The organism is Luteitalea pratensis (assembly GCF_001618865.1).
In the GTDB taxonomy this organism is placed as follows: domain Bacteria; phylum Acidobacteriota; class Vicinamibacteria; order Vicinamibacterales; family Vicinamibacteraceae; genus Luteitalea; species Luteitalea pratensis.
On record NZ_CP015136.1, the window covers coordinates 3,988,735 to 4,010,854 of the forward strand.

Below are 22,120 nucleotides of genomic sequence, written 5' to 3' on the forward strand. Positions count from 1 at the left end.
TTGGCGAAGGCGGAGGCTTCGCGCTACATTGCCGCCCGACCATGCGCATCGGCATCGATCTCGGCGGCACGAAAATCGAGGCGCTCGCCCTCGGAGACGACGGGCAACAACTGCACCGCGAGCGGGTACCAACGCCACGGCACGACTACGAGGGGACGCTGGCGGCGATCGGCGACCTGGTCCGGCGGTGTGAGCAGGCGACGGGCGCCACGGGGACGGTTGGCGTGGGGATGCCTGGAGCCATCTCACCGGCGACGGGCCTGGTCAAGAATGCCAACTCCACCTGGTTGAACCGGCAGCCCTTCGCCGAGGATCTGCAGCGCGTCCTGGCGCGCCCGGTGCGCTTTGCCAACGACGCGAATTGCCTGGCACTGTCGGAGGCGACCGATGGCGCGGCAGCAGGCGCGGAAGTCGTCTTCGGCGTCATTCTCGGCACCGGCGTCGGCGGTGGGCTGGTGGTGCACGGCAACGTGGTGATCGGCGCCAACGCCGTCGGCGGCGAGTGGGGGCACAACATGCTGCCGTGGCCCGAGGGCGACGAACACCCGGGACCGGCCTGCTATTGCGGCCTGTCGGGATGCATCGAGACCTGGCTCTCCGGCCCTGCGTTCGCGCGGGAGTACCGCGTGCGTACGGGCCTGGAGGTCACGGCATCGGAGGTGCTCGCGTCGGCCCGTGCTGGCGATGCGGAGGCAGAGGATGCCTGGCGGCGCTACGAGCGACGGCTGGCGCGCGCACTGGCAAGCCTGATCAACATCGTCGATCCCGACGTGATCGTCGCCGGCGGCGGCCTGTCCAACGTGTCGCGGATCTACGAGCGGGTGCCGGCATTGTGGGAGAAGTGGGTGTTCTCCGACCGCGTCGATACGCGGTTCGTGCCCGCGAAGTTCGGCGACTCGAGCGGCGTCCGCGGCGCGGCGTGGCTGTGGGGGACCGAACGCGCGTAGTCGTCAGCGGTCCTGCTTCAGGAAGTCCGCGACGTAGGCCGAGGCCGGGGCGTTCCGGATCTCGTCGGGCGTCCCGACCTGCACGATGCGTCCCTCCTGCATGACCGCGATGCGGTCGCCAAGGCGGACGGCCTCGTCGATGTCATGCGTGACAAACAGGATGGTCTTGCGCACCTGCGCCTGCAGCGCGCGCAACTCGTCCTGCAGTTTGCGCCGAATCACCGCGTCGAGCGCCGAGAAGGGCTCGTCCATCAGCAGGATGTCGGCATCGGTGGCGAGCGCGCGCGCCAGGCCGACGCGCTGCTGCATCCCGCCCGACAACTCGCCGATGTGACGATCGGCCCAGTCCGAGAGTCCCACCAGGGCCAGTTTCTCGTCGGCGACGCGGTTGCGTGTGTCGAGTGTTTCGCCGCGGAACTCGAGCCCGAGCCCGACGTTCTGGCGCACCGTTCGTGACGGGATCAGCGCGAACTGCTGGAAGACCATCGCGATCCGCGTCAGGCGCAGCTGGCGCAGGGTCGCAGGATCGCACGTGGCAACGTCGATCGACGTACCTTCGTGTGGCACCCAGACGTGGCCACGCGTGACCGGCGTCAGGCGGTTCGCGGTCCGCAGCAGCGTCGACTTGCCCGACCCGGACAATCCCATGACGACGACGAACTCGCCACGCCCGACGGTGAGACTCGCGTGACGGACGGCCACGGTCACCTGGTGCTGCCTGGCGACCTCATCACGCTCCGCGCCCGCATCGCACGCGGCGATCGCGGCCTGAACTCGCGAGCGGCGGTTGCCGGGACGGAGGCTCTTCGAGAGTCGCCGCATCGACCGGTCCGCGGTCCGCGGGTAGAGCACGTCCACGTCCTCGAAGCGCAGCGCATCGTCGTTCATCGCCGTGTGCCGGTCCGTTCCGACGGTCGTGCGAGGCGGTCGAGGATGATCGCGACGAGCACGATCGCGAGGCCGGCTTCGATGCCCATGCCGACCTGCACCGTGTTGAGCGCGCGTACGACCGGCACCCCGAGTCCACCCGCGCCGACCAGGGCCGCGATGACGACCATCGAGAGGCTCAACATGATGCATTGGCTCACGCCAGTGAGGATGGCGGAGGCCGCGCTCGGCAGCTCGATCTTCATGAGGAGCTGCGATGGCGTCGCGCCGAAGGCCTGGCCGGCCTCGATGAGCGGACGCGGGACCGAGGCGATGCCGAGTTGCGTGAGACGGATCGGGGCGGGCAGCGCGAAGATGATCGTGGAGACGAGACCCGGCACCACGCCCAGACCGAACAACACGAGCGTCGGCGTCAGGTAGACGAAGGTCGGGAGCGTTTGCATCAGGTCGAGGACCGGGCGCAGCAGCGCGTCCACGGCAGGGCGCCGCGCCGCCAGGACGCCGACGGGGACGCCGATCACGGTGCTCGTGCCTGCCGCGACGACCACCAGTCCGAGCGTCTCGATCGTGGCCGCCCAGTACCCCAGGTTCATGATCAGCAGGAGCGCCGCCGGGACGAACACCGCGAGCGCGATCGAGCGCCGACGCAGCCACGCCGCGCCTGTGAGGATGACCATCAGCAGTGGCGCTGGAATCATGGCAAGCGCGGACTGCGTGAGGCGGACGACCAGGCCGATGCCTCGCGAGGCGCCGTCGAAGACGCCGCGCGCGTGCTGCTTCGCGAAGTCGACGAGCCGTGTCGCTGCCTCGCCCACGGGCAGCTTGTGCCGCGTCATGACCGTCTCGAACCGCGAGCGCCGGCCGACGTCTGTGTCGTAGGTAGCGCCGGGCTGTCCCTTGGGCGCCGAAGCCTTGGCGGAGGCGGCCAGCCCGGCGTCCCCCACGGTGTTGCCGATCGTCGAGGCTGGCCGGCCGTCGCGCAGCGTCACGCCGGAAAGCCAGGCCCGGACCCGATCGCCGTGCGCCGCGCTCCACGCGTTCGCCGCGTCCGCCGCAGGCATCCGCTGCGTCAGCATGGCGTCCATCAACGCATTCTCATCGTCCACCGTGAAAGTCACGTTGCGCAGCAGGCGCGCCACGTTTGGACACGCGTCGGCGTACCGAGGGCGGGTAAGCGTGCGTACGGTCGCGCCGCCGAAGTCGGGGCCGAACCAGACGTCGCCGCCGGACAGGTAGCGCAGCCCAAACCGGCTGTTCATCGGGTGCGGCGACCAGCCGAGGAACACGATGGGACGCTGCGCCCGCACGGCCCGTTCGACTTCGGCCAGCATGCCTTGCTCGCTCGACTCGACCAGACGGAATCCGCGCAGGCCTGCCGCGTCGTTGCGGATCATCGACAGCAGTGTTTCGTTGGCTTCATTGCCTGCTTCGATGCCGTGAATGACACCTCCCAGCGCCACCCGGAAGCGGGCGATGTCGCGGAAGTCGCGCAGGCCGGCGTCATGGAGGTACGTCGGCACGGCGAGGGTGTAGCGGGCGCCGCGCAGATTGGTGGCGACGACCTCAATCGATCGGTCCGCGAGGTACGGCGCGATCATCTCCTGCTGCGAGGGCATCCAGTTGCCCAGGAACGCGTCGATGTCGCCATTGCGCAGCGACGCGAACGTCACGGGCACCGAGAGCACGGTCACCCGTGGCTCGTACCCGAGTGAACCGAGTACGTGTGCGAGGACGGCGGTGGTGGCAGTGACATCGGTCCAGCCGACGTCGGACAGACGTACGATGCGACAGGCGAGCGGGTCGGCAGGCGTTGCAGGCTGCGCATACGCACTCCCGGTCGCGATGAGGATGGTAGGGACCGCTGTCCCAGCGGCAATGAGGATGGTAGGGACCGCTGTCCCAGCGGTCCATCTCCAACATGAACGCCATGGACCCCTCTGAGAGGCGTCCCTACCTTCGAGGAGGGTCACGCGCGCGTCAGCGGCAGGAGGCGACACCGGCCCGCGATGCGTCGACGGTCAACGTGATGCGCGTCACGTTCTGCGCGCTGACCTCGATCGTGCAGTCGCTCGTATAGGCCCCGCCCGCGGGAGAGACCAGGTGGACGCGATACGAACCCGGCGCCACGGCCGGGGTGGCGAACACTCCCGAGCCGTCGCTGACGACGTCGTCGGGACCCGTGGACCGGCCGGCAGCATCGAGGTGGACCTGGGCGCCGTCCACCGGCATGCCGGTGCCGTCCTCGAGGCGTCCGAGCACGTGACCGACGCTGCCTTTCCACGGCGTCGCCGGCCGCGGGACGCTGACCGCAAACAGTGGCGGCTGGATGGGATCGACAACCTGCCCACCCGTTGTCCGACCCGTGCGCAAGCCGGCGGCCACGTCTTCGACTGCCCGCTGCGGCGTGTCCCGGCCGGCTGGCAGTGACAGGGGGTTGTCGACAACGGGGGCGTTGGTCGCGGCAAGGGAGAAGATGCTGACGCCGCCCTGCTGGCCGGCAGCCGCGAGCCCGACGCGCGCCTGCCGCAGGAGGCCCTCGAGGGAATTCTGGTACGCACCGAGTCCGATCACGAACGGCCGCGCGCCCGGGTTGTTGGCGAGCCAGGCGGTCCAGGCGCTGAATTCATCGGCGGTGTCGGCCACATGCTCCTGCCGGTAGACCTGCGGCACGATCACGTCCACGCTGCCATCGCCTGCCCAGCGGAACCAGTCCTGGAACGTTCGCGAGAAGGCGACAGTGCCACGGGGATCGCCGGGCGCCGCGCCGGCGGCGACCGCGGACACGCTCACGACGAGTGAGGGGCGTACGGCGTAGGCCGAGATCGCGAGCCGGCGGGTCAGCGCGGTGATCTGTTCGCGACGCCATTCGCTCCATCGCCCATCGTCCTGGCCCGGCACTCCAGGTTGCCCGGTGCGGGCCTGGAACCGCGCGACGGAGACCGCGTTGTACCCGATACTCGCGCTGCCGGACGGTGCCTCGGGGTAGTGGAGCGCGTCGAGACGGACACCATCCACCGGATAGCGTTCGACGAGGCGCGTGACGAGGTCGACCACGTAGTTGGCAGCGGCCGGATGGCCGAAATCGAGCCAGTAGTCGCTGCCGAAGCGGTACCCCTCCATCGAAGTGCCGTTGCCGTCGGGCTGAAGCGTTCGCGTCAGCCAGTTCTCGGCGCCCTCGACGGCCCGTCCGCCCTGCAGTCCGTGTCGCGTGAACACGTGACGCGGGTCCTGGGGGGCAGTATTCAGGTGCCACACGGGACCGAGGGTCAGCAGGGCGTGCACCTCGAGGCCGGCCGCTCGCGCCTTCGAGAGGAGATCGCCGAGCGGGTCGAAGCCGCCGTCGATCGTCACCCCTTCCGGGGCGGGCTCGCTGCCATCGAGGTAGAACGCGTCGCCGCGGCGCCGGACCTGCACATAGAGGACGTTGACGTTCCACGCGACAGCCCGCGCGACGACGGTCGCGACTTCGTCGGCGTTGCCGACGCGGCTGTTGAACGTGTCGACGAAGCCGGCGCGCCAGCGGGGAGCCGTGTCCTGGGCAGCCGACTCCGCTGCGACCGCACAGACCAGCAACAGGCACGCGGCGAAGCGGCGGATGAGCTGCTGGAGTCGGTTGTGGCCGTCCCAGGGAGAGGTTGCTTGCACACGCACGCTGATGCGATGGTAAAGGGCCATCTGTCCGGTTGTCCACGGCAGCGGTCGTGGGGGCCGGCTTGCGGGCTGGCACCAATCGGACTGCTGGCGTGAACTTCGTCTCCTACGCCTTCGCGGCGCTGCTCCTGATCGTGTGCCTCGCCCGGCTGACTGTCGGGCGGTGCAAGGTCGAACCGGCCTACAACGGAGTGCTGCTCGTCGCCAGCCTCGTCTTCTACGGCTGGCATATCCCGTCGTATCTCTGGGTGCTGCTGGTGTCGGCCACGATCGACTTCTACGCCGCCATGGCCCTCGAGCGTCCCGATCGATCCCCGCCGACGCGGAAGGCCATCCTCGCCATCTCGCTCGGCACCAATCTCGGACTGCTGGGTTTCTTCAAGTATTTCGGCTTCGCCCTCGACAACCTGCAGTGGGTGTCGGAGCACGTCGGCCTCGGCTTCAGCCGGCCGGCGTGGCAGGTGGTGCTCCCGATGGGCATCAGCTTCTACACGTTCCAGTCGATGAGCTACACCATCGACGTCTACCGGGGCCACCTGCGGGCGCTGCCGCGTTTCCGGGACTTCATCCTGTTCATCGCCTTCTTCCCGCAACTCGTGGCCGGGCCGATCGTGCGCGCCACCGAGTTCCTGCCGCAGATGCCCCGCGTGCGCCACATCCGGTGGCCGGTAGCCGCGACGGGCCTGGCCTTCATCATCGAAGGCTACTTCCTGAAGATGGTGTGCGCCGACACACTGGCCACGTACGTGAACAAGTACTGGGAGCATGGCTATCGCGCCGATGGCAACAGCACGGTGACACTCTGGCTCGCGCTGCTGTTCAGCGGCCAGATTTTCTGCGACTTCGCCGGTTACTCGCAGATTGCGCGGGGTTGTGCATACCTGCTCGGTTACACGTTGCCGATCAACTTTCGTAGTCCCTACATCGCCGGATCGTTCAAGAACTTCTGGGAGCGCTGGCACATCACGCTGTCGCGCTGGCTGCGCGATTACCTGTACGTGCCGCTCGGCGGCAACCGCGTCTCGGCGAGGCGGACGTACGTCAACCTGCTGCTGGTGATGCTGCTCGGCGGCCTCTGGCACGGGGCCGCGTGGACGTATGTCACATGGGGCGGGCTGCACGGTGCGGCGCTGGCCGTGGAGCGCATGCTCGGCCTGCACCGGGGGCTCGAGCAGCGCCCCTGGTGGCTGCGCCTCGGCTGGGGACTGGTGGTCCAGGGCGTGGTGCTCGTCGCGTGGGTGTTCTTTCGCAGCGCCTCGTTTGCAGACGCCTTGCAGTTCCTGCGCAACATCGCGAAGTTCGAGACCGTGCCGATGAACTGGGAGATGTGGACGGCGCTCGTCTTCCTCGCGCCGGTCGCCATCGGCCACGCCTGGACGTGGTTGGTCGAGCACAGATGGGTCAAGCCGCTCACGCCCGCCCGCCGCGCCGTGCTGACGGGCGTCCTGCTGTACGCCATCCTCAGCGCCTACGGCTCGAGCAACGCGTTCATCTATTTCCAGTTCTGACGCGGCCAGTTAGGTAGCGTCGGGCTGTCCCAGCCCGACATCGCGGCCACGCGTCGAGCAAGCTCGACGCCTACGTCGTCCGGGCGCCGTCGCCTGCTTGTGTGTAGCCGTCGAGCTTGCTCGACGGACGAGTTTGCTCATGAATCGTATCCGTCGACCTTCCACCTTCGCCAAGGCTACGGTGGACAGGTCAGGTCAACGGAGGGGTTGCTATGCTGGGAGCCATGCGAGGGCTTCGCAGTCGCGACCGGCGCGCGGTGGGGGCAATCCTGCTCGGCGTGACCACCTTCGCCTTCTGCGCGTTGGAGGGTTGGGGGATCTGGAAGCTGACGACGCTGCGGCGCTTTACGCTGGACATCGCGACGGCGGCCGATCCGCCGGCCGGGCACTTCCTTGCACACGACCGCGGCGGGCATGTGGACCACCACGTGCTGCTGCACGGCATGGACGCCGAAACGCTCCGCAACCTGCAGCGGGCCGACGTCCTGCTGATGGGCAACTCGCGATTGATGTTCGCGCTCCGCGGCGAGGCGCTCCGGCAGTACTTCGTCACGCGTGGGCTGCGGCCGTTCGCACTCGGCTTCGGGCACGAGGAACAGCACCAGTTCCCGCTCGAAGTCATGCGCCGGCACCACCTGCGGCCCAGGCTCGTCATCGTCAATGTCGACAACTTCTTCGGAGGCGTCACCTCGTCGTGGGGCGAGCGGGTGCTACGTGATTCGCGGTTCAACGCCTGGAAAATCGAGGCGGAGGCGACCGTCGCCCATGTGATTCGGCGGGAGATGCACCTGGTGGTGCCGCACGTGCCCGACCTCTGGGATGGCGAGCGCGAGTTCATCCTCTACCGCTCGGAGCGAGATGGGTCTTGGTTCGTCGCGACCCGCTTCGGTCGCGGTGCGACGCTCGAGCCGTTCTATCGCGGCCGCGACACGGTGCGGCCGCACAACCTCCAACTCGCCCGGGCCTTCAAGGAGTCCGTGGAAGCCACCGGCGCCAGGGTGGTTTTCGTACTGGTACCGGGACGTGACGTATCGCTGACCCACGCGCAGTTGCTGGCCGATGCCGTCGGCGTGCCCCTCGTCGCTCCGGACGTGCCGGACCTGCGCACGATGGACGGGTCGCATCTCACCGATGCGAGCGCCGCGGGCTACGCGTCCGCGTTCTTCCAGCACCTGGATCCCGTCCTTGATGACCTTCTCCGCAGGTAGGGACCGCTCTCCGAGCGGTCCATCTCCGCAGGAGCCAGACGCGATGGACGCCTCGCAGAGGCGTCCCTACCAATTTAGGTAACATCTGTTGTGTGCGCACACCCCCCTGGGCCGCGCTGCTGCTCGCGGTGGGCACGGCTCTTCTCGGCGCGCAGGCGCCGGACCCACCTCCACCCATGAATGGCACGCTCACCGACGTCGAAGGCCTGCTCGTCGGCCACGCAGTTCGCCGTGAGCGGCCGACCGGTTGCACCGTCATCCTGGCCCGCGAAGGTGCGGTGGCTGGAGTGGACGTCCGCGGAGCAGCCCCCGGCACCCGCGAGACCGACCTCCTGAATCCGCTGAACACGGTGCAGCAGGTGCACGCGATTGTGCTCGCCGGCGGCAGTGCTTTCGGTCTCGACGCCGCCACCGGGGTGATGAGTTGGCTGGAATCGGAAGGCATCGGCTTCAAGGTCGGGCCGACGCGCGTGCCGATCGTGCCCGCGGCCATCCTGTTCGACCTCGGCATCGGCGACGCGCGCATCCGCCCGGATGCTGCGTGTGGACGCGAGGCGGCGATGGCAGCCTCGGCCGCGGCCGTGCCGCAGGGGAGCGTTGGCGCCGGCGCCGGCGCAACGGTGGGGAAGTTGCACGGAATGGCGCGGGCCATGAAAGGCGGCGTCGGCAGCGCCTCGATCCGCTTGCCGAACGGCATCGTCGTCGCGGCACTCGTCGCCGTCAACGCGCGTGGAGACGTCATCGATCCCACCACCGGGAAGGTCGTGGCTGGCGTCCGCACCGCCGATGGACGACACCTGGCCGACGCGCGCGAACTGCTGCGCCAGGGCGTGCCGGCGCCGGCACCGGTCGCCGAGAACACGACGCTGGGCGTCGTCGCGACAAATGCCACGCTGACCAAGAGCGAGGCGTCGCTGGTGGCGCGCATGGCCCACGACGGCTTCGCGCGTGCCATCGCGCCGGTCCACACGCCGTCGGATGGTGACGTCATCTTCGCGCTCGCCACCGGCAAGCAGGCAGGCGTCGCGGACGTCGGCCTGATTGGCGCGCTCGCTGCCGACGTGACGGCCCAGGCCATCGTGAACGCCGTCCAACGAGCCGATCCCCTGCCGTCGCTGCCCTCGGCGCGCACCCTCGTTCCGTGACGCTCGCCCTGCTGCTTGCCTACGCGGCAGCCCTCATCTTCATCGGTTGGTGGTCGTCGCGCCGGGCCACGGCCGCCGACTTCTTCGTCGCAGGACGCCGCCTGTCGCCGGCCCTGCTCGCCGGCACGCTCATCGCCGCCAACATCGGGGCCGGGTCCACGGTCGGTGCCGCCGGCCTCGGCTACCGCGACGGGATCGCGGCCTGGTGGTGGGTCGGGTCGGCCGGGCTCGGCTCGATGGTGCTCGCGCTTGTCGTCGGCCCACGCATCTGGCGCATCGCTGCCGACCAGGACCATCGCACGCTCGGCGACTACCTCAAGAGCCGTTTCGGTGACGACGTGCGTGCGCTCATGGCCGTGCTCCTGTGGTGCGGGTCACTGGCCATTCTCTCGGCGCAACTGATCGCCCTCGCGGGACTGCTCGAGACCGTCGCTGGCGTGCCACGCACCTGGGGCTGTGTCATCGGCGGTGTCGTCGCGACGCTGTACTTCGCCGCCGGCGGGCTGCTGTCCTCCGCTGCTGTCAACGCGGTGCAGGCAATCGTGCTGGTTGCCGGGCTCGCACTCGCGCTGCCCGCCGCATGGCCGTCCAGCGGACTCCATGCCGCGTTGCCACCATCGGTGCCCTCCGACTATTGGCATCCGTTCTCTGGCGGCTCGTCTGGTGTGATGTACCTGGCGCTCCTCGGACCGTCGTTCATCGTCTCGCCGGGATTGCTGCAGAAGGTCTACGGCGCGCGAGACGCGCGAGCGGTGCGGATCGGCGTGCTGGTCAACGCAGGCGTCCTGCTCGCGTTCGCGGCGATTCCGCCCCTGCTCGGAATGCTGGCGCGGGTGTCACACCCGTCGCTGCCGAATCACGAACTGGCACTGCCGATGCTGCTGCGGGACGATTTGCCGCCGTGGCTCGGTGGCCTGGCGCTCGCGGCGCTGTTCTCGGCGGAAGTGAGCACTGCAGACGCGGTGCTCTTCATGTTGTCCACCTCGCTCGCACGTGATCTCTACGCCGGGCACCTGCGGCCGGCGGCGACGCAGGCCGAGCAACTCCGCGTCGTGCGCGTAGCGGCCGTCGTGTCCGGCACCATCGGCGTGGCCATCGCGATCTGGGCCGGCAGCATCGTCAGAACGATGGGGTTGTTCTACAGCGTGCTGAGCGCGGGCCTGTTCGTGCCGGTGGTGGCCGGCCTCTTCGCGCGGCGTGCCGGCCGCGTCCAGGCACTTGCCGCGATGATCGCTGGCGCTGTCACCACGGCGGTCCTGCAGATCGCCACCGTTGGGGCCGGCATTGCCGGCGTCGCCCCCGTGGTCTGGGGCCTGCTCGCCTCCGCCACCGCGCTCGGCGTCGCATTGCTGGTCCGTAGGTAGGGACGGCTCTCCGAGCCGTCCATCTCCGCATGGTCGCTTCTCCGTCCCGTAGGTAGGGACGGCTCTCTGAGCCGTCCATCTCCGCACGGTCGCTTCTCCGTCCCGTAGGTAGGGACGGCTCTCTGAGCCGTCCATCTCCGCACGGTCGCTTCTCCGTCCCGTAGGTAGGGACGGCTCTCTGAGCCGTCCATCTCCGCATGGTCGCCTCTCCGTCCTAGGTAGGGACGGCTCTCTGAGCCGTCCATCTCCGCATGGTCGCCTCTCCGTCCCGTAGGTAGGGACGGCTCTCTGAGCCGTCCATCTCCGCATGGTCGCCTCTCCGTCCCGTAGGTAGGGATGGCTCTCTGAGCCGTCCATCTCCGCATGGTCGCCTCTCCGTCCCGTAGGTAGGGACGGCTCTCTGAGCCGTCCATCTCCGCATGGTCGCCTCTCCGTCCCGTAGGTAGGGACGGCTCTCTGAGCCGTCCATCTCCGCATGGTCGCCTCTCCGTCCCGTAGGTAGGGACGGCTCTCTGAGCCGTCCATCTCCGCATGGTCGCTTCTCCGTCCCGTAGGTAGGGACGGCTCTCTGAGCCGTCCATCTCCGCATGGTCGCTTCTCCGTCCCGTAGGTAGGGACGGCTCTCTGAGCCGTCCATCTCCGCATGGTCGCCTCTCCGTCCCGTAGGTAGGGACGGCTCTCTGAGCCGTCCATCTCCGCACGGTCGCTTCTCCGTCCCGTAGGTAGGGACGGCTCTCTGAGCCGTCCATCTCCGCATGGTCGCCTCTCCGTCCCGTAGGTAGGGATGGCTCTCTGAGCCGTCCATCTCCGCATGGTCGCCTCTCCGTCCGCCTGCGGCGATGGACGCCTCGGAGAGGCGTCCCTACCAGGTCCAGAAGTATGGCCAGTCGTCTGCGTCCACGGCCAGGCCGGCGCGAACCGGATTCTGGCGAAGGTACTCGAGCTTGGCTTCGAAATGTTCGTCGCGCCTGAGCCGATGCTCGAAGAAGTCTCGCTGCCATCGGATGCGCTCAGACCTGGCGAGGTATCGCTTGAGCGACGTGACTCTGCGCTGGAGATCGGTCGACGGCGGTACTCTCGCCAGGAGATGCACGTGGTCCGGCATCACGACGCACGCCAGCAGAAGCCACGCGCCCGCCTGCTGTTGAAACCTCAGCGAGTTCTTGATGGCGTTGGCAATCCGCGGATCGCACAACTGGTTGAGCCCGCGAGGCGTTCCGCACACGGTGAGGAGGAAGATGCCGTCAGCCGTCAGCCACGTCGGCCTGCCGTGAGGCAGGCACAGTCGGTCGTGCCAGTCATCCGGCTGCGTCGGCGCAGTGGGCATGCCTTCCCCCTGGGGCAGATCCCATGCCGTCTGTTCTGACGCGGTTGGCTTGAAGAGTGTGATCCAGAGTGCGTAATCTTCGCCACGCGATTCGACGACCGCGCGCGCAGGAATCGATCACCGCATCGTTGGTAGGGACCGCTCTCCGAGCGGTCCATCACGTCACGATCAGCTCTCCGCCCGCCGCTGGCGATGGACGCCTCGGAGAGGCGTCCTTACCGTCGATGCGGCGCGGAGATGGACCGCATCGTTGGTAGGGACCGCTCTCCGAGCGGTCCCTCACGTCACGATCAGTTCTCCGTCCGCCTCTGGCGATGGACGCCTCGGAGAGGCGTCCCTACCTATCAGAACATGCGGTCGCGCCGGGCCACAGAAGCGAACGCCGCGACGACGTCCGGGTCGAGCGCGAGGCCCGACTCGCCGCGGATGTAGTCGATGGCCTCGTCGCGGCGGTCGTGGGCCGTTTCCCCGTGCGGATGCGTCATCGCATCGAAGACGTCGGCGACATGCGTGATGCGACCGGCCAGCGGGATGTCTCCGCCCGCCAGGCCGCTCGGATAGCCGGTCCCGTCCCAGCGTTCGTGGTGCGTGAGCGCGATGTCTTCGGCCGTCCGCAGCAGCATGCCCTTGCTGCCGGAAAGGATGTCGGCGCCGATGACGGTGTGCCGCTTCATCTCGTCGAATTCAGCGGGAGAGAGCGGTCCAGGCTTCAGCAGGATCGCATCGCGGATGCCGATCTTGCCGACGTCGTGCAGCGGCGCGGCGCGCTCGATGGTCAGGGCGGTGTCGCCGGATAGTCCCATCTCGCGGGCGACCGCGCCCGCCAGGCGGCCGACCCGTCGCGTGTGCTCGCCGGTGTTGTCGTCGCGGAATTCCGCCGCGAGGGCGAGGCGCTCCAGGATCTCCAGGCGTGCGATTTCCAGCTTGCGCGTACGTTCCTGGACCGTCGCCTCGAGCCCGCGATTGTGTTTGTCCAGCTGCAGGTAGAGAAACCGCGTAGTCAGCAGGTTACGAATGCGGAGCAGCGCCTCCACCGCGTCGAACGGCTTGTTCAGGAAGTCTTTCGCGCCGGCGCCCAGCGCCCGCTGGCGAACCTCGACGCTGAGGTCGGCGGTGACCACGAGGATGGGGAGGTAGCGCTCGTCGTTGAGCCGACCCTGAAGTTGTTGCATCACGCCGAAGCCATCGAGGCCGGGCATGTGCAGGTCGAGGAGGATCAGGTCGGGGCTGACCTGGCCCACGAGGGCCGCCACCTGCTCGGGCGCGGTCGTCGAATAGAGGCGGTGATAGCCGGCAGACGTGAGGAGTCGTTCCAGCAGGCGGATGTTCGGGGCCTGATCGTCGACGATGAGAATCCGTGCCCTGGTGATGGGCTCGGTCAGGTTCGGCACGGCCGAAGTATAGGGGAGGTAGTGGCCGCTCCGTTGGTAGGGACCGCTCTCCGAGCGGTCCATCTCCGCATGTCGGTAAACCGAGATCGTGGACGCCTCGGAGACTTGGAGATGAGATGGACGCCTCGGAGAGGCGTCCCTACCAACTACGCGCGGACGACGGTGACGGGGCCCGCTGGTTCCGCCTTGACGATGTTCCGGGTGTCCACCACGAGCGACACGCCCGCATATAACGCCGGGTCCTTGAACTGCGCGTGCGCAGTCGAGACCAGCAGGAGGTCGTAGCCGCGAAACGTCGTGTTGTCGCACGGCACCGACGAGAGGTTCAGGGAATGTCGCCGGCCGTGGCGAGCCTTGGGGAAGTACGGGTCGCAGTAGTCGACGTCCGCGCCCTTGTCCTGCAGGTACTCGATCAGTTGGTACGACGGTGACTCGCGGTCGTCGTCGATGTTCTCCTTGTACGACAGCCCGAGGACCAGCACCCGCGACCCCTTCACGCTCTTCCGGGCATCATTCAGGGCGTCGGCGACCTTGCCCACCACGTAGCGCGGCATCGATGTGTTGATCTCGCCCGCGAGCTCGATGAAGCGCGTCCACATCCCGAACTCCGACGCCTTCCAGGAGAGGTAGAACGGGTCGAGAGGAATGCAGTGGCCGCCCAGGCCCGGTCCCGGGTAGAACGCCGTGAAGCCGAACGGCTTCGTCTTGGCTGCCTCGATCACTTCCCAGACGTCGATCCCCATCCGGTCGAACGTGATCTTCAGTTCGTTCACCAGGGCGATGTTGATCGACCGGAAGACGTTCTCGAGCAGCTTGCTCGACTCGGCCACGCGTGCCGATGACACCGCGACGACCTTGTCCACGCCAGCCCCGTAGAGGGCCACGGCCACCTCGGTGGACGCGGGGTTGACACCACCCACCACCTTGGGAATGGTCTTCGTGCTGAACCTGGCGTTGCCTGGATCCTCGCGCTCGGGTGAAAACGCGAGGAAGAAGTCATCCGGACACGACAGGCCGGACGACTCGAGAATCGGCAGCACCTCATCGTCCGTGGTCCCGGGGTAGGTCGTCGACTCGAGCACGACCAACTGGCCCTTGCGCAGACGCCTGGCGATGGCGTTGGCCGTGTCGTGGATGTACGAGAGGTCCGGCTCACGATGTGCGCCGAGCGGCGTCGGCACGCAGATCAGGATCGCGTCGCATTCCCTGAGTTGGTCGAAATCGGTCGTGACCCCGAATCGGCCGCGGGCGATCGACGCGGCGACCCGCTCCGACCCGATATGTCGGATGTAGGAATGCCCTCGCGAGAGCGCCTCGATCTTCGTGGGGTCGACGTCGAAGCCCCGCACCTGAAAGCCGGCCTCTTCGAAGACGAGGGCGAGGGGCAGGCCGACGTAGCCCTGGCCGATGATGCCGACGACCGCGGAACGGTCGTGGATCCGAGCAAGTGTCTGATTCATGGCGGAACGCTGGCGACGCGGTGCCCGCGCGGCGTGGTCAGCCTAGCAGAGGCCAGGCGCCCGGCGGAATGCTCGGCGCACGGACTCTCCTTCGACCCGGCAGACCTTGTGGACTGGATGAGGGTGTGTGATGCTTATATCTTGATTAGTATTGGTTTTGGTCCAGAGGACGTGACGTTGCCCAACAATCCCCTACGTCTCAAGAGCATCCACCACGTCAAGTTCGTGGTCGGCAATGCCAAACAAGCGGCCTACTACTATCGCAAGGCCTTCGGGTTCTCGCAGTTCGCATACAGCGGACTCGAGACCGGCAGCCGGCATCTCGCCAGCTATGCGATGGAGCAGGGCAAGGCCCGCTTCGTGCTCGCCACGCCGTACCGTACCAACTCGCCGGAAGCCGCCCACCTCCACACGCACGGCGACGGCATCGTCGACATCGCGTTCCATGTCGAGGATGCCGATGCGGCATACCACGCCGCGGTCGAGCGAGGCGCCGAGCCGGCCCTCCATCCGACGACCCTGAACGACGAGTACGGGTCGGTCCGCCACAGCGCCATCAAGACGTATGGCGACACGATCCATTCGTTCTACTCGTTTCGCGATTACACCGGGCCGTTCCTGCCCGGATACGTCGCTCGCGAGGTCCCCGGGGAGGACGTCGGCATTCTGCGCGTCGATCACATGGTCGGCAACGTGGAACTCGGCAAGATGGACGTCTGGGCCGACTGGTACAGCAAGGTTCTCGGCTTCGCCCGGTACATCAGCTTCGACGACAAGGACATCTCGACCGAGTACAGCGCGCTCATGAGCATCGTGATGAGCGACAACTCGTACGCCATCAAGTTCCCGCTCAACGAGCCAGCCGCCGGCAAGCGCAAGAGCCAGATCGACGAGTATCTGGACTTCTACAACGGGCCGGGCGTGCAGCACGTCGCGTTGCTGACGCAGGACATCGAGCAGACGGTCACCAGGCTTCGCGACAACGGCGTCGAGTTCCTGAGCGTGCCCGATTCCTACTACGACCTGCTGCCACAGCGTGTCGGCCAGATCGACGAAGCGCTGGACATGATCCGGTCCCTGCGCATTCTCGTCGACCGAGACGAAGAGGGCTACCTCCTGCAGCTGTTCTCGAGGCCCGTGGAGGATCGCCCGACGGTGTTCTACGAGATCATCCAGCGGAAGGGTAGCCGTGGGTTCGGGAAGGGGAATTTCCGGGCCCTCTTCGAAGCCATCGAGCGCGAACAGGCGCTCCGCGGAAACTTGTAGAATCGGCTCTGTGCCTCGCTCCCGCCCGTTGCTCGCTGGGCTGTTCGACTACGCCGGCCTCTTCCCCCCGGCCTCGTTGACGCTCGGGGAGACACTGACTCGTTACGCGTGTCATCGCGCGAGCCACGACGAGTGGATGCTCGGACGCCTCGTCGTGCCGGCGGCGGACCTCGACGCGGTCGGTACGCTCTCGGCCCAGCACCTGCCGACAGGCAACGGCGCCCCTCCATGGCGCGTCAGCGTGCTCTCGGCCGACACGGGAGCGGATGTGTCACGCGTGGACGCGTTCAATCAGCGGCACGCCGATCCGGCGCACGGCGCTGCCGTTGTCGACGCGATCGAGACCAGGGTGAGCAGCGCAGACGATATCCGCGCCCTGCGCGCGTGGGCGACTCGTGGCTTCGATGTCTACTGCGAAGTGCCGCTTGGCAGCGAGCTCGATCCCGTGCTGGATGCGGTTGCGCAGGCCGGGTTGCACGCCAAGCTTCGCACCGGGGGGGCCACCCCCGCCAGCACGCCGGGTTGCGACGATGTCGCCGCGTTCCTGTGCGGGTGCGTGGCACGTGGCGTGGTCGCGAAAGCCACGGCCGGACTCCACCACGCCGTCACTGGCCAGCATCCGGCCGGGCCGGCGCCGGATGCGGCACACACGACGATGCTCGGGTACCTGAATCTGGTGCTGGCAGCCGGCATCGCGGAGGGTGCAGGGCGTTCGGCGGTGCAGAGCGCGGAAGTGAGCGCGACGGTGGCCCGCCTGTTGTCGGTGACGAACATCCCTTCATGGATCGGCCATGCACAGGTGGACTGGCGCGGCCCGCATGGCCCGATCATCGAAGGTCCCCTCGAACAATTCGCCGTGTCCGGACGCGCGCTCATTCGCAGCATCGGCACGTGTTCGTTCGAGGAGCCCGTCGAGGACGCGCGTCGCATCGGGTTGATCGCGTGATCGATCACACGCACGATCCGGTGGCCAGAACGTGGTTGGCGCCCGATTCAGAAGACACCCACGCGTTCGCGCTGCAGACGCTGCCGTACGGGGCCTTCTCGCTTCCCGGGCACGACAATGTGCGGCGCATCGGCGTCGGCATCGCGGGACACATACTCGACCTCGCGGCGGCGCAGCAACTGGGTCTCGTGGACGATCTCGATGGGGCACTGAGGCCGGCGTTGCGCGTGCCGCACCTCAATGCGCTCCTCGCATTGACGCCGGCGCAGTGGTCGGCACTGCGTCACCGCCTCTTCGCGCTCTTCGTCGACGATGACAGCGGTTGGAAGGGCGCACGCGACGTCATCCGGCAGTGCCTCGTGCCCATGGCCGCGGCGCACATGCACCTGCCGTTCGACGTCGGCGACTATACGGATTTCTACGCGTCGATCCACCACGCGACCAACGTCGGGACGATGCTACGGCCGGAGCAGCCACTGTTGCCGAACTACCGGCACGTGCCCATCGGTTATCACGGCCGGGCCTCGTCCATCGTCGTCAGTGGTACGCCGGTGCGTCGACCGTCCGGACAGGTGCTCCCGCAGGGGCAGACCGCGCCCCGGTTCGGCCCATCGCAGCGCCTGGACTACGAGCTGGAAGTGGGCCTGGTCATCGGCGGCGAGAACGCACTCGGCGAACCGGTGCCGATCGGGCGAGCGCTCGATCGTGTCTTCGGGGTCGTGCTGCTCAACGACTGGTCGGCGCGTGACATCCAGGCCTGGGAGTACCAACCACTTGGGCCGTTCCTGGCAAAGAGCTTCGCCACTACCATCAGCGCATGGGTCGTGCCGCTCGCCGCGCTGGCGCCGCGGCGTGTAGCCGTCGTACGAGCGGCGAGTGATCCGCCGCCGTTGCCGTACCTGCTGGACGCGGCGGACCAGTCCAGCGGCGCGCTCGACCTCGACATCGAGGTGCGCCTGTCCAGCACTCGCATGCGCGAGTTGGGTGAACCGCCGCACCTGGTGAGTCGCAGCAACATGCGCGACCTGTACTGGACGCCGGCGCAACTGGTCGCACATCACACCAGCAACGGCTGCAACCTGCGCCCCGGGGACCTGCTGGGCACCGGCACCGTCTCCGGCCCGCAGCCCGAATCGCGGGGATGCCTGCTCGAGCGCACATGGCGCGGCACCGATCCGATCACGCTGCCAACGGGGGAGACGCGGCGGTTTCTCGAAGATGGGGATCGTGTGGAGTTCGGGGCAGCTGTCGGGTTGACCTGCTGTGGGGAAATCGTGCCTGCAAGGGACCTCACCGATCATGGGCGCATGCCTGGGATGGCACCCGGAGCGCCTGACTGAGTGAGCGCGCCCGGTGGTGTCACGCGCCGGCCGCTAAGGGTTCTTGCGCCAACCTTGGTGACGCTCGTGGCGCTGGTCGCCGGATCCCCAGCCCCGTCGTGGTGGCTGATTCGAGAGGCGCCGCTGGACTACCCTGACGCCATCCTGTCGTTGACGAGCCACGAACGGGAACGCTTCCAGGAGACAGCGTCGCAGGCGCGACAATGGCCCGCGGCGACCGTGTTGCTCGCCATCCCGCGCGTGATTGGCAAGTACAACTGCGACGCCTGTCCGTACCGTATCGGCTGGCTCGAGTCGCTCGGCGTGCCGCGTTCCCGGATCGTCGTGCTGACGCCCCCGACAGAGAACACGCGGGAAGAAATCCGCGTCGCCGCGAAATGGCTCGAGGATCGCCGGCTGACGCGATTGCTGCTGGTGACCTCGCCCCACCACACAAGGAGAGTGCGGGTACTGGCGGCCGCGTACGCCGGCCGACTCCGTCTCGGCACGGTCGCTTGTCCGGTCGCAGGAGGGGTGCCGACGCTGTGGTGGACGCGGCACTACGACAGGTTCTACGTGACCTACGAACTGGCGGCTCTGGCGGCGGGATGGTGGCGTCACGGTGAGCCGCCTTGGCTCGACTACGCGACACCCGGCCGGATCTCGGCCGATCCGCGTCGGTGATGTCCTCCGAGCGATTGTTACTGGGAATAGCTGAGGATGAGGAACGACATCACGACCCACGCCGCACCGATCATCAAGACGACCGGGTCTCTGAAGACAAAGTCCACAGGCCCATCTCCTGATCCTTCCTGTGCCTTGAAAATGATCCGAAAGATTCCGTAAGACACCAATGGGAGTGTCGCTGGCAGGTATTCGGTGCGATGAAGAGCCACGGTGCTAGCATCCACCGTATACAACGCATAAGTGACCAAGGTGACTGCTGCAGTGACCGATATTGCAACGTCGAGTTTCTGTGCAGAGTAGTTGGACAGCACTCCACGGTAGCGCTGATCGGCGGCGTGCGCGATTTCGACCCTTCGTTTTGTGAATCCAAGGAGTAGCGCCAGGAAGAACCCGCAGAGCAGCAGCCACGACGTCGGGCGAACAGGGATTGCCGCGGCACCCGCAAGGATGCGTAGCAGGAAGCCGACGGCAATGGACATCACGTCGGCAATGGTCTTGTGGCGCAGCACCAGGTTATAGGCCAGGTTGTTTGCCAGATATGCGGCGAGCAGAACCGCCGCCCACGTGGATGCCCACAACGCCAGCCACATTGCGGCGACACCGAGGATGACCGCGAATGCCAGAGCCATCGGAGCCGAGATCTGACCGCTCGCCACCGGGCGATGCTGCTTGCGAGGGTGGGCCCGGTCGGCGTCCCTGTCCATGACGTCATTCGCGCAGTAGATGGCGCTTGCGGCGCAGCAGAAGGCCGCCAGCACAACGACTACACGAAGGACGTGCGCCGGTGTGATCGCTGCATCCGTAAACACCAGGGGCAGCAGCACGAAGGCGTTCTTCACCCAGTGATGTGGACGGCAAAGCCGAATCAATGCCAATCCACGACTCGCTGCTGGTGCGGTAGGAGACACGGCAATCACTCTACATGACGTCTGCGCGAGACAGACGACTGATCGCCTTCGCATAACTTTCCTGGTGGAAGCACGTCATCGGCGGGTGGGTGGGTGACCTTCACTGCGGACGCGGCATCCTGGTGCATGCCGCGTCAGCGAGCAAGCCAGGTAACGCCGCGAGCGCCTGACTCCAGGCGAGGCCCGCAACGGCAGTCGTCCAGCGGGCGGGTTCGTGTGCGCTGTCGAGTGCCCGGCACAGATGGTCTCCGAGAGCCTCCGCGGTTTCAGCGACCGGGCAGATCGACCGAAGAGCGGGAGGCAGGCCAGCGCTGACCGAGGGCGTCACGATGCACGGCAGTCCAGCGGCGGCGGCCTCCAGGACCTTGTTCTGCACACCCCGCGCCACGCGGAGCGGCGCCACCGCGGCATGGGCTCGCCAGAGGTATGGGCGCACGTCGGCCACGCTGCCCGTCACGGTGACTCCCACGGACTGATCGTCGAGCTCCTGCACGGCGGGGGAGGGCGAGGCGCCGACGATGTCCAGCCGGGCCTCGGGCATCTTCACTCGCACTTGGGGCCAAATCTCGCGCGCCAGCCACACGGCCGCGTCGGCGTTAGGCACGTAGTTCATGACACCCGTGAACACGACGCGCGGCTCGGGGGAGCGCTCGGCATGAGCGGGCCGGCGAAAGCTGTCCAGATCGATGCCATTGGGAATCACCACGGCACGTGCCTCCGGCGCGAAGGCAAGAAGTGCCTGCCGCTCACGCTCGGTAGTCAGCAGCGAGATGAACGCAGACCTGGCGACACGGGTTTCGAAGGCCTGGAGCGTGCGCTGTTCACGGCCGTAGATCCACGACATCGGCCATCGCGACGTCGCACCCAGCGCGCGCCACTTCTCCGAATCGACGTCGACGAAGTCGATCACGAGTGGCACGGCGTCGAGCGGCGGCCGCAGCGCGATTGCCGCCATGCCGGACGAACACGCGAGTATCGCGTCCGGAAGGCCGTCGGATGTGAGGCTCGCAATCGCTGCCGGCAGTTCCGGCGAGTCGAGCAAAGTCAGCGTGAGCGGGCGCGCGCCAGGCAGCGAGAACAGGCCGGCGACCTTGTTGCGCAGGTGCGGGACCGCGGCCGTTTGCACGCGGGCCCCGGCGGCGCGCAGGGGACCGGCTTCGGCCGCTTCCTCCGCGTCATGGACGAGCGACAGGACATCGACGGTCCAGCCCTGTGCGCGTAGATGGCGAATCTGATGGAAGGCCCGCAGGCGGTCGCCGCGGTTGGGCGCATAGGGCAGGCGCTGGGTGAGGACGAGGACGCGCACGGGTGCCCATTGTCGCTGCTACAACGAAAAAAGCGCGATCACCTGCGGTGACCGCGCTTTCGATTCCCCTGACGGGAGGGGCGTTACTGGCGGCGCCGACGCGCGATACCCGCGCCGAGCATGCCCATGCCGAGCAGCACCATCGAGGTCGGTTCCGGAACCTGAGGCGGAGGCGGAGTGGTGGAGTTGTTGAACGACCCGTTGATCTGCGTGCCCGGACCCGCGTTCTGGGTGTAGGCCGCCGACCAGAAGACCGCCGTGGGATCGAAAGCAGCACACCCTGCGCCCACGGTGCAGGTGATGGTGCCAGCCGCCAGGATGCCAAGCGCGTTCGCCGTCGGAGTAGCCGACGTAACCGTGAGTGTCTCGACGAACGTGTTGCCCCCCGCCGTGAACGACTTCGTGAACGCGCTACCAACGGTCACGCCCATCGGGTTGGGAGCAAGAGTAACTGTCTGGCCTGCAACCAAGCCGATATTATTCTGCTGGATGGCGCCAACAACAGTAGGGGCGCCATTCGTGATCGTCGTTGCAGTCGTGACGTCGCCGGTATTGGCTGTGAAGTTGCCAAGCGCCGCTACGTTGAACTGGAGCATGATGGGGACGGCGCTTGCCGAGGTGGCTCCACCAAGGGTCGCGACGCCGGCCACTGCCAGCGCGATTACTGCCGTTTTCAAGCTCATACGTTGTCTCCTCCGCCGTCCTTAAGACGTGCTCTTGTGCAAAAACGTCCCCGGGGCCTCTATCCGAACTCCCGGGCCCGCCCCTCTTGCGCAAGACCCCGTGGCTGACCCGCCGC

Annotated in this window: 18 protein-coding genes; 9 read left to right on the forward strand and 9 right to left on the reverse strand. The window is 67.4% G+C overall.

The window, feature by feature from the left end; translation table 11 throughout:
- Positions 1-41: 41 nt before the first annotated feature.
- Positions 42-947 (forward strand): ROK family protein, encoded by a 906-nt coding sequence (locus LuPra_RS16335; RefSeq protein ID WP_110171728.1) that lies wholly within the window; start codon positions 42-44, stop codon positions 945-947.
- A gap of 3 nt (positions 948-950) precedes the next feature.
- Here LuPra_RS16335 and LuPra_RS16340 read toward each other — a convergent pair whose 3' ends face one another.
- The 3 genes from LuPra_RS16340 to LuPra_RS16355 are packed head-to-tail and all read right to left on the reverse strand — an operon-like array spanning position 951 to position 5,486.
- The gene (locus LuPra_RS16340) at positions 951-1,835 is read right to left on the reverse strand and encodes an ATP-binding cassette domain-containing protein (protein WP_237050613.1); all 885 of its coding nucleotides are present in this window, start codon (positions 1,833-1,835) and stop codon (positions 951-953) included.
- Positions 1,832-3,832 (reverse strand): choline ABC transporter substrate-binding protein, encoded by a 2,001-nt coding sequence (gene choX, locus LuPra_RS33730; RefSeq protein ID WP_335340761.1) that lies wholly within the window; start codon positions 3,830-3,832, stop codon positions 1,832-1,834. Before choX ends, LuPra_RS16340 begins: the two co-directional genes overlap by 4 nt.
- Positions 3,813-5,486, reverse strand: coding sequence for a family 10 glycosylhydrolase (locus tag LuPra_RS16355; RefSeq protein WP_162271419.1), 1,674 nt, complete (start codon positions 5,484-5,486; stop codon positions 3,813-3,815). The genes choX and LuPra_RS16355 overlap by 20 nt, the downstream gene beginning before the upstream one ends.
- A 92-nt stretch (positions 5,487-5,578) precedes the next feature.
- On the opposite strand from LuPra_RS16355, the gene LuPra_RS16360 reads away from it, so the two are divergent.
- The 4 genes from LuPra_RS16360 to LuPra_RS16375 all read left to right on the forward strand — a co-directional run bounded on the left by LuPra_RS16360 (position 5,579) and on the right by LuPra_RS16375 (position 10,711).
- On the forward strand, positions 5,579-6,994 hold the full coding sequence (locus tag LuPra_RS16360) for an MBOAT family O-acyltransferase (RefSeq protein ID WP_110171730.1): 1,416 nt from the start codon (positions 5,579-5,581) through the stop codon (positions 6,992-6,994).
- Between the two features lie 224 nt (positions 6,995-7,218).
- Positions 7,219-8,202, forward strand: coding sequence for a hypothetical protein (locus LuPra_RS16365; RefSeq protein WP_157899273.1), 984 nt, complete (start codon positions 7,219-7,221; stop codon positions 8,200-8,202).
- Between the two features lie 92 nt (positions 8,203-8,294).
- Positions 8,295-9,347: a P1 family peptidase gene (locus LuPra_RS16370; protein WP_234800425.1), complete on the forward strand. Its 1,053-nt coding sequence runs from the start codon at positions 8,295-8,297 to the stop codon at positions 9,345-9,347.
- A complete protein-coding gene (locus LuPra_RS16375) occupies positions 9,344-10,711 on the forward strand; it encodes a sodium:solute symporter family protein (RefSeq protein WP_110171733.1) in 1,368 nt (455 codons plus the stop codon). The genes LuPra_RS16370 and LuPra_RS16375 overlap by 4 nt, the downstream gene beginning before the upstream one ends.
- 862 nt (positions 10,712-11,573) lie before the next feature.
- Here the strand turns inward: LuPra_RS16375 and LuPra_RS16380 are convergent.
- The 3 genes from LuPra_RS16380 to LuPra_RS16390 all read right to left on the reverse strand — a co-directional run bounded on the left by LuPra_RS16380 (position 11,574) and on the right by LuPra_RS16390 (position 14,889).
- Positions 11,574-12,038, reverse strand: a complete 465-nt coding sequence (locus LuPra_RS16380) for an REP-associated tyrosine transposase (RefSeq protein WP_110171734.1) — start codon at positions 12,036-12,038, stop codon at positions 11,574-11,576.
- A gap of 344 nt (positions 12,039-12,382) precedes the next feature.
- Positions 12,383-13,429: an HD domain-containing phosphohydrolase gene (locus LuPra_RS16385; protein ID WP_162271420.1), complete on the reverse strand. Its 1,047-nt coding sequence runs from the start codon at positions 13,427-13,429 to the stop codon at positions 12,383-12,385.
- 146 nt (positions 13,430-13,575) lie between these two features.
- Positions 13,576-14,889, reverse strand: coding sequence for a nucleotide sugar dehydrogenase (locus LuPra_RS16390; protein ID WP_110171736.1), 1,314 nt, complete (start codon positions 14,887-14,889; stop codon positions 13,576-13,578).
- Positions 14,890-15,066: 177 nt separating this feature from the next.
- Here LuPra_RS16390 and hppD point away from each other — a divergent pair, with 177 nt between their 5' ends.
- The 4 genes from hppD to LuPra_RS16405 are packed head-to-tail and all read left to right on the forward strand — an operon-like array spanning position 15,067 to position 19,104.
- Positions 15,067-16,155 carry a 4-hydroxyphenylpyruvate dioxygenase gene (hppD, locus tag LuPra_RS16395; RefSeq protein WP_234800426.1) on the forward strand — a complete coding sequence of 363 codons (1,089 nt, stop codon included), beginning with the start codon at positions 15,067-15,069 and terminating at the stop codon, positions 16,153-16,155.
- A 10-nt stretch (positions 16,156-16,165) separates the two neighbouring features.
- Positions 16,166-17,101, forward strand: a complete 936-nt coding sequence (locus LuPra_RS33310) for a hypothetical protein (RefSeq protein ID WP_234800427.1) — start codon at positions 16,166-16,168, stop codon at positions 17,099-17,101.
- Positions 17,098-18,441: a fumarylacetoacetase gene (gene fahA, locus LuPra_RS16400; RefSeq protein ID WP_234800428.1), complete on the forward strand. Its 1,344-nt coding sequence runs from the start codon at positions 17,098-17,100 to the stop codon at positions 18,439-18,441. Before LuPra_RS33310 ends, fahA begins: the two co-directional genes overlap by 4 nt.
- Positions 18,442-18,498: 57 nt before the next feature.
- Entirely contained in the window at positions 18,499-19,104 is a 606-nt protein-coding gene (locus LuPra_RS16405) for a YdcF family protein (RefSeq protein WP_234800945.1), read from the forward strand.
- Between the two features lie 17 nt (positions 19,105-19,121).
- On the opposite strand, the gene LuPra_RS16410 is transcribed toward LuPra_RS16405, so the two are convergent.
- From LuPra_RS16410 to LuPra_RS16420, 3 genes are all read right to left on the reverse strand, one after another.
- A complete protein-coding gene (locus LuPra_RS16410; RefSeq protein WP_110171739.1) occupies positions 19,122-20,069 on the reverse strand; it encodes a decaprenyl-phosphate phosphoribosyltransferase in 948 nt (315 codons plus the stop codon).
- A 46-nt stretch (positions 20,070-20,115) separates the two neighbouring features.
- Positions 20,116-21,321, reverse strand: a complete 1,206-nt coding sequence (locus LuPra_RS16415; RefSeq protein ID WP_110171740.1) for a TIGR03087 family PEP-CTERM/XrtA system glycosyltransferase — start codon at positions 21,319-21,321, stop codon at positions 20,116-20,118.
- A gap of 83 nt (positions 21,322-21,404) precedes the next feature.
- Positions 21,405-22,004 (reverse strand): PEP-CTERM sorting domain-containing protein, encoded by a 600-nt coding sequence (locus LuPra_RS16420; protein ID WP_110171741.1) that lies wholly within the window; start codon positions 22,002-22,004, stop codon positions 21,405-21,407.
- Between the last annotated feature and the right edge of the window lie 116 nt (positions 22,005-22,120).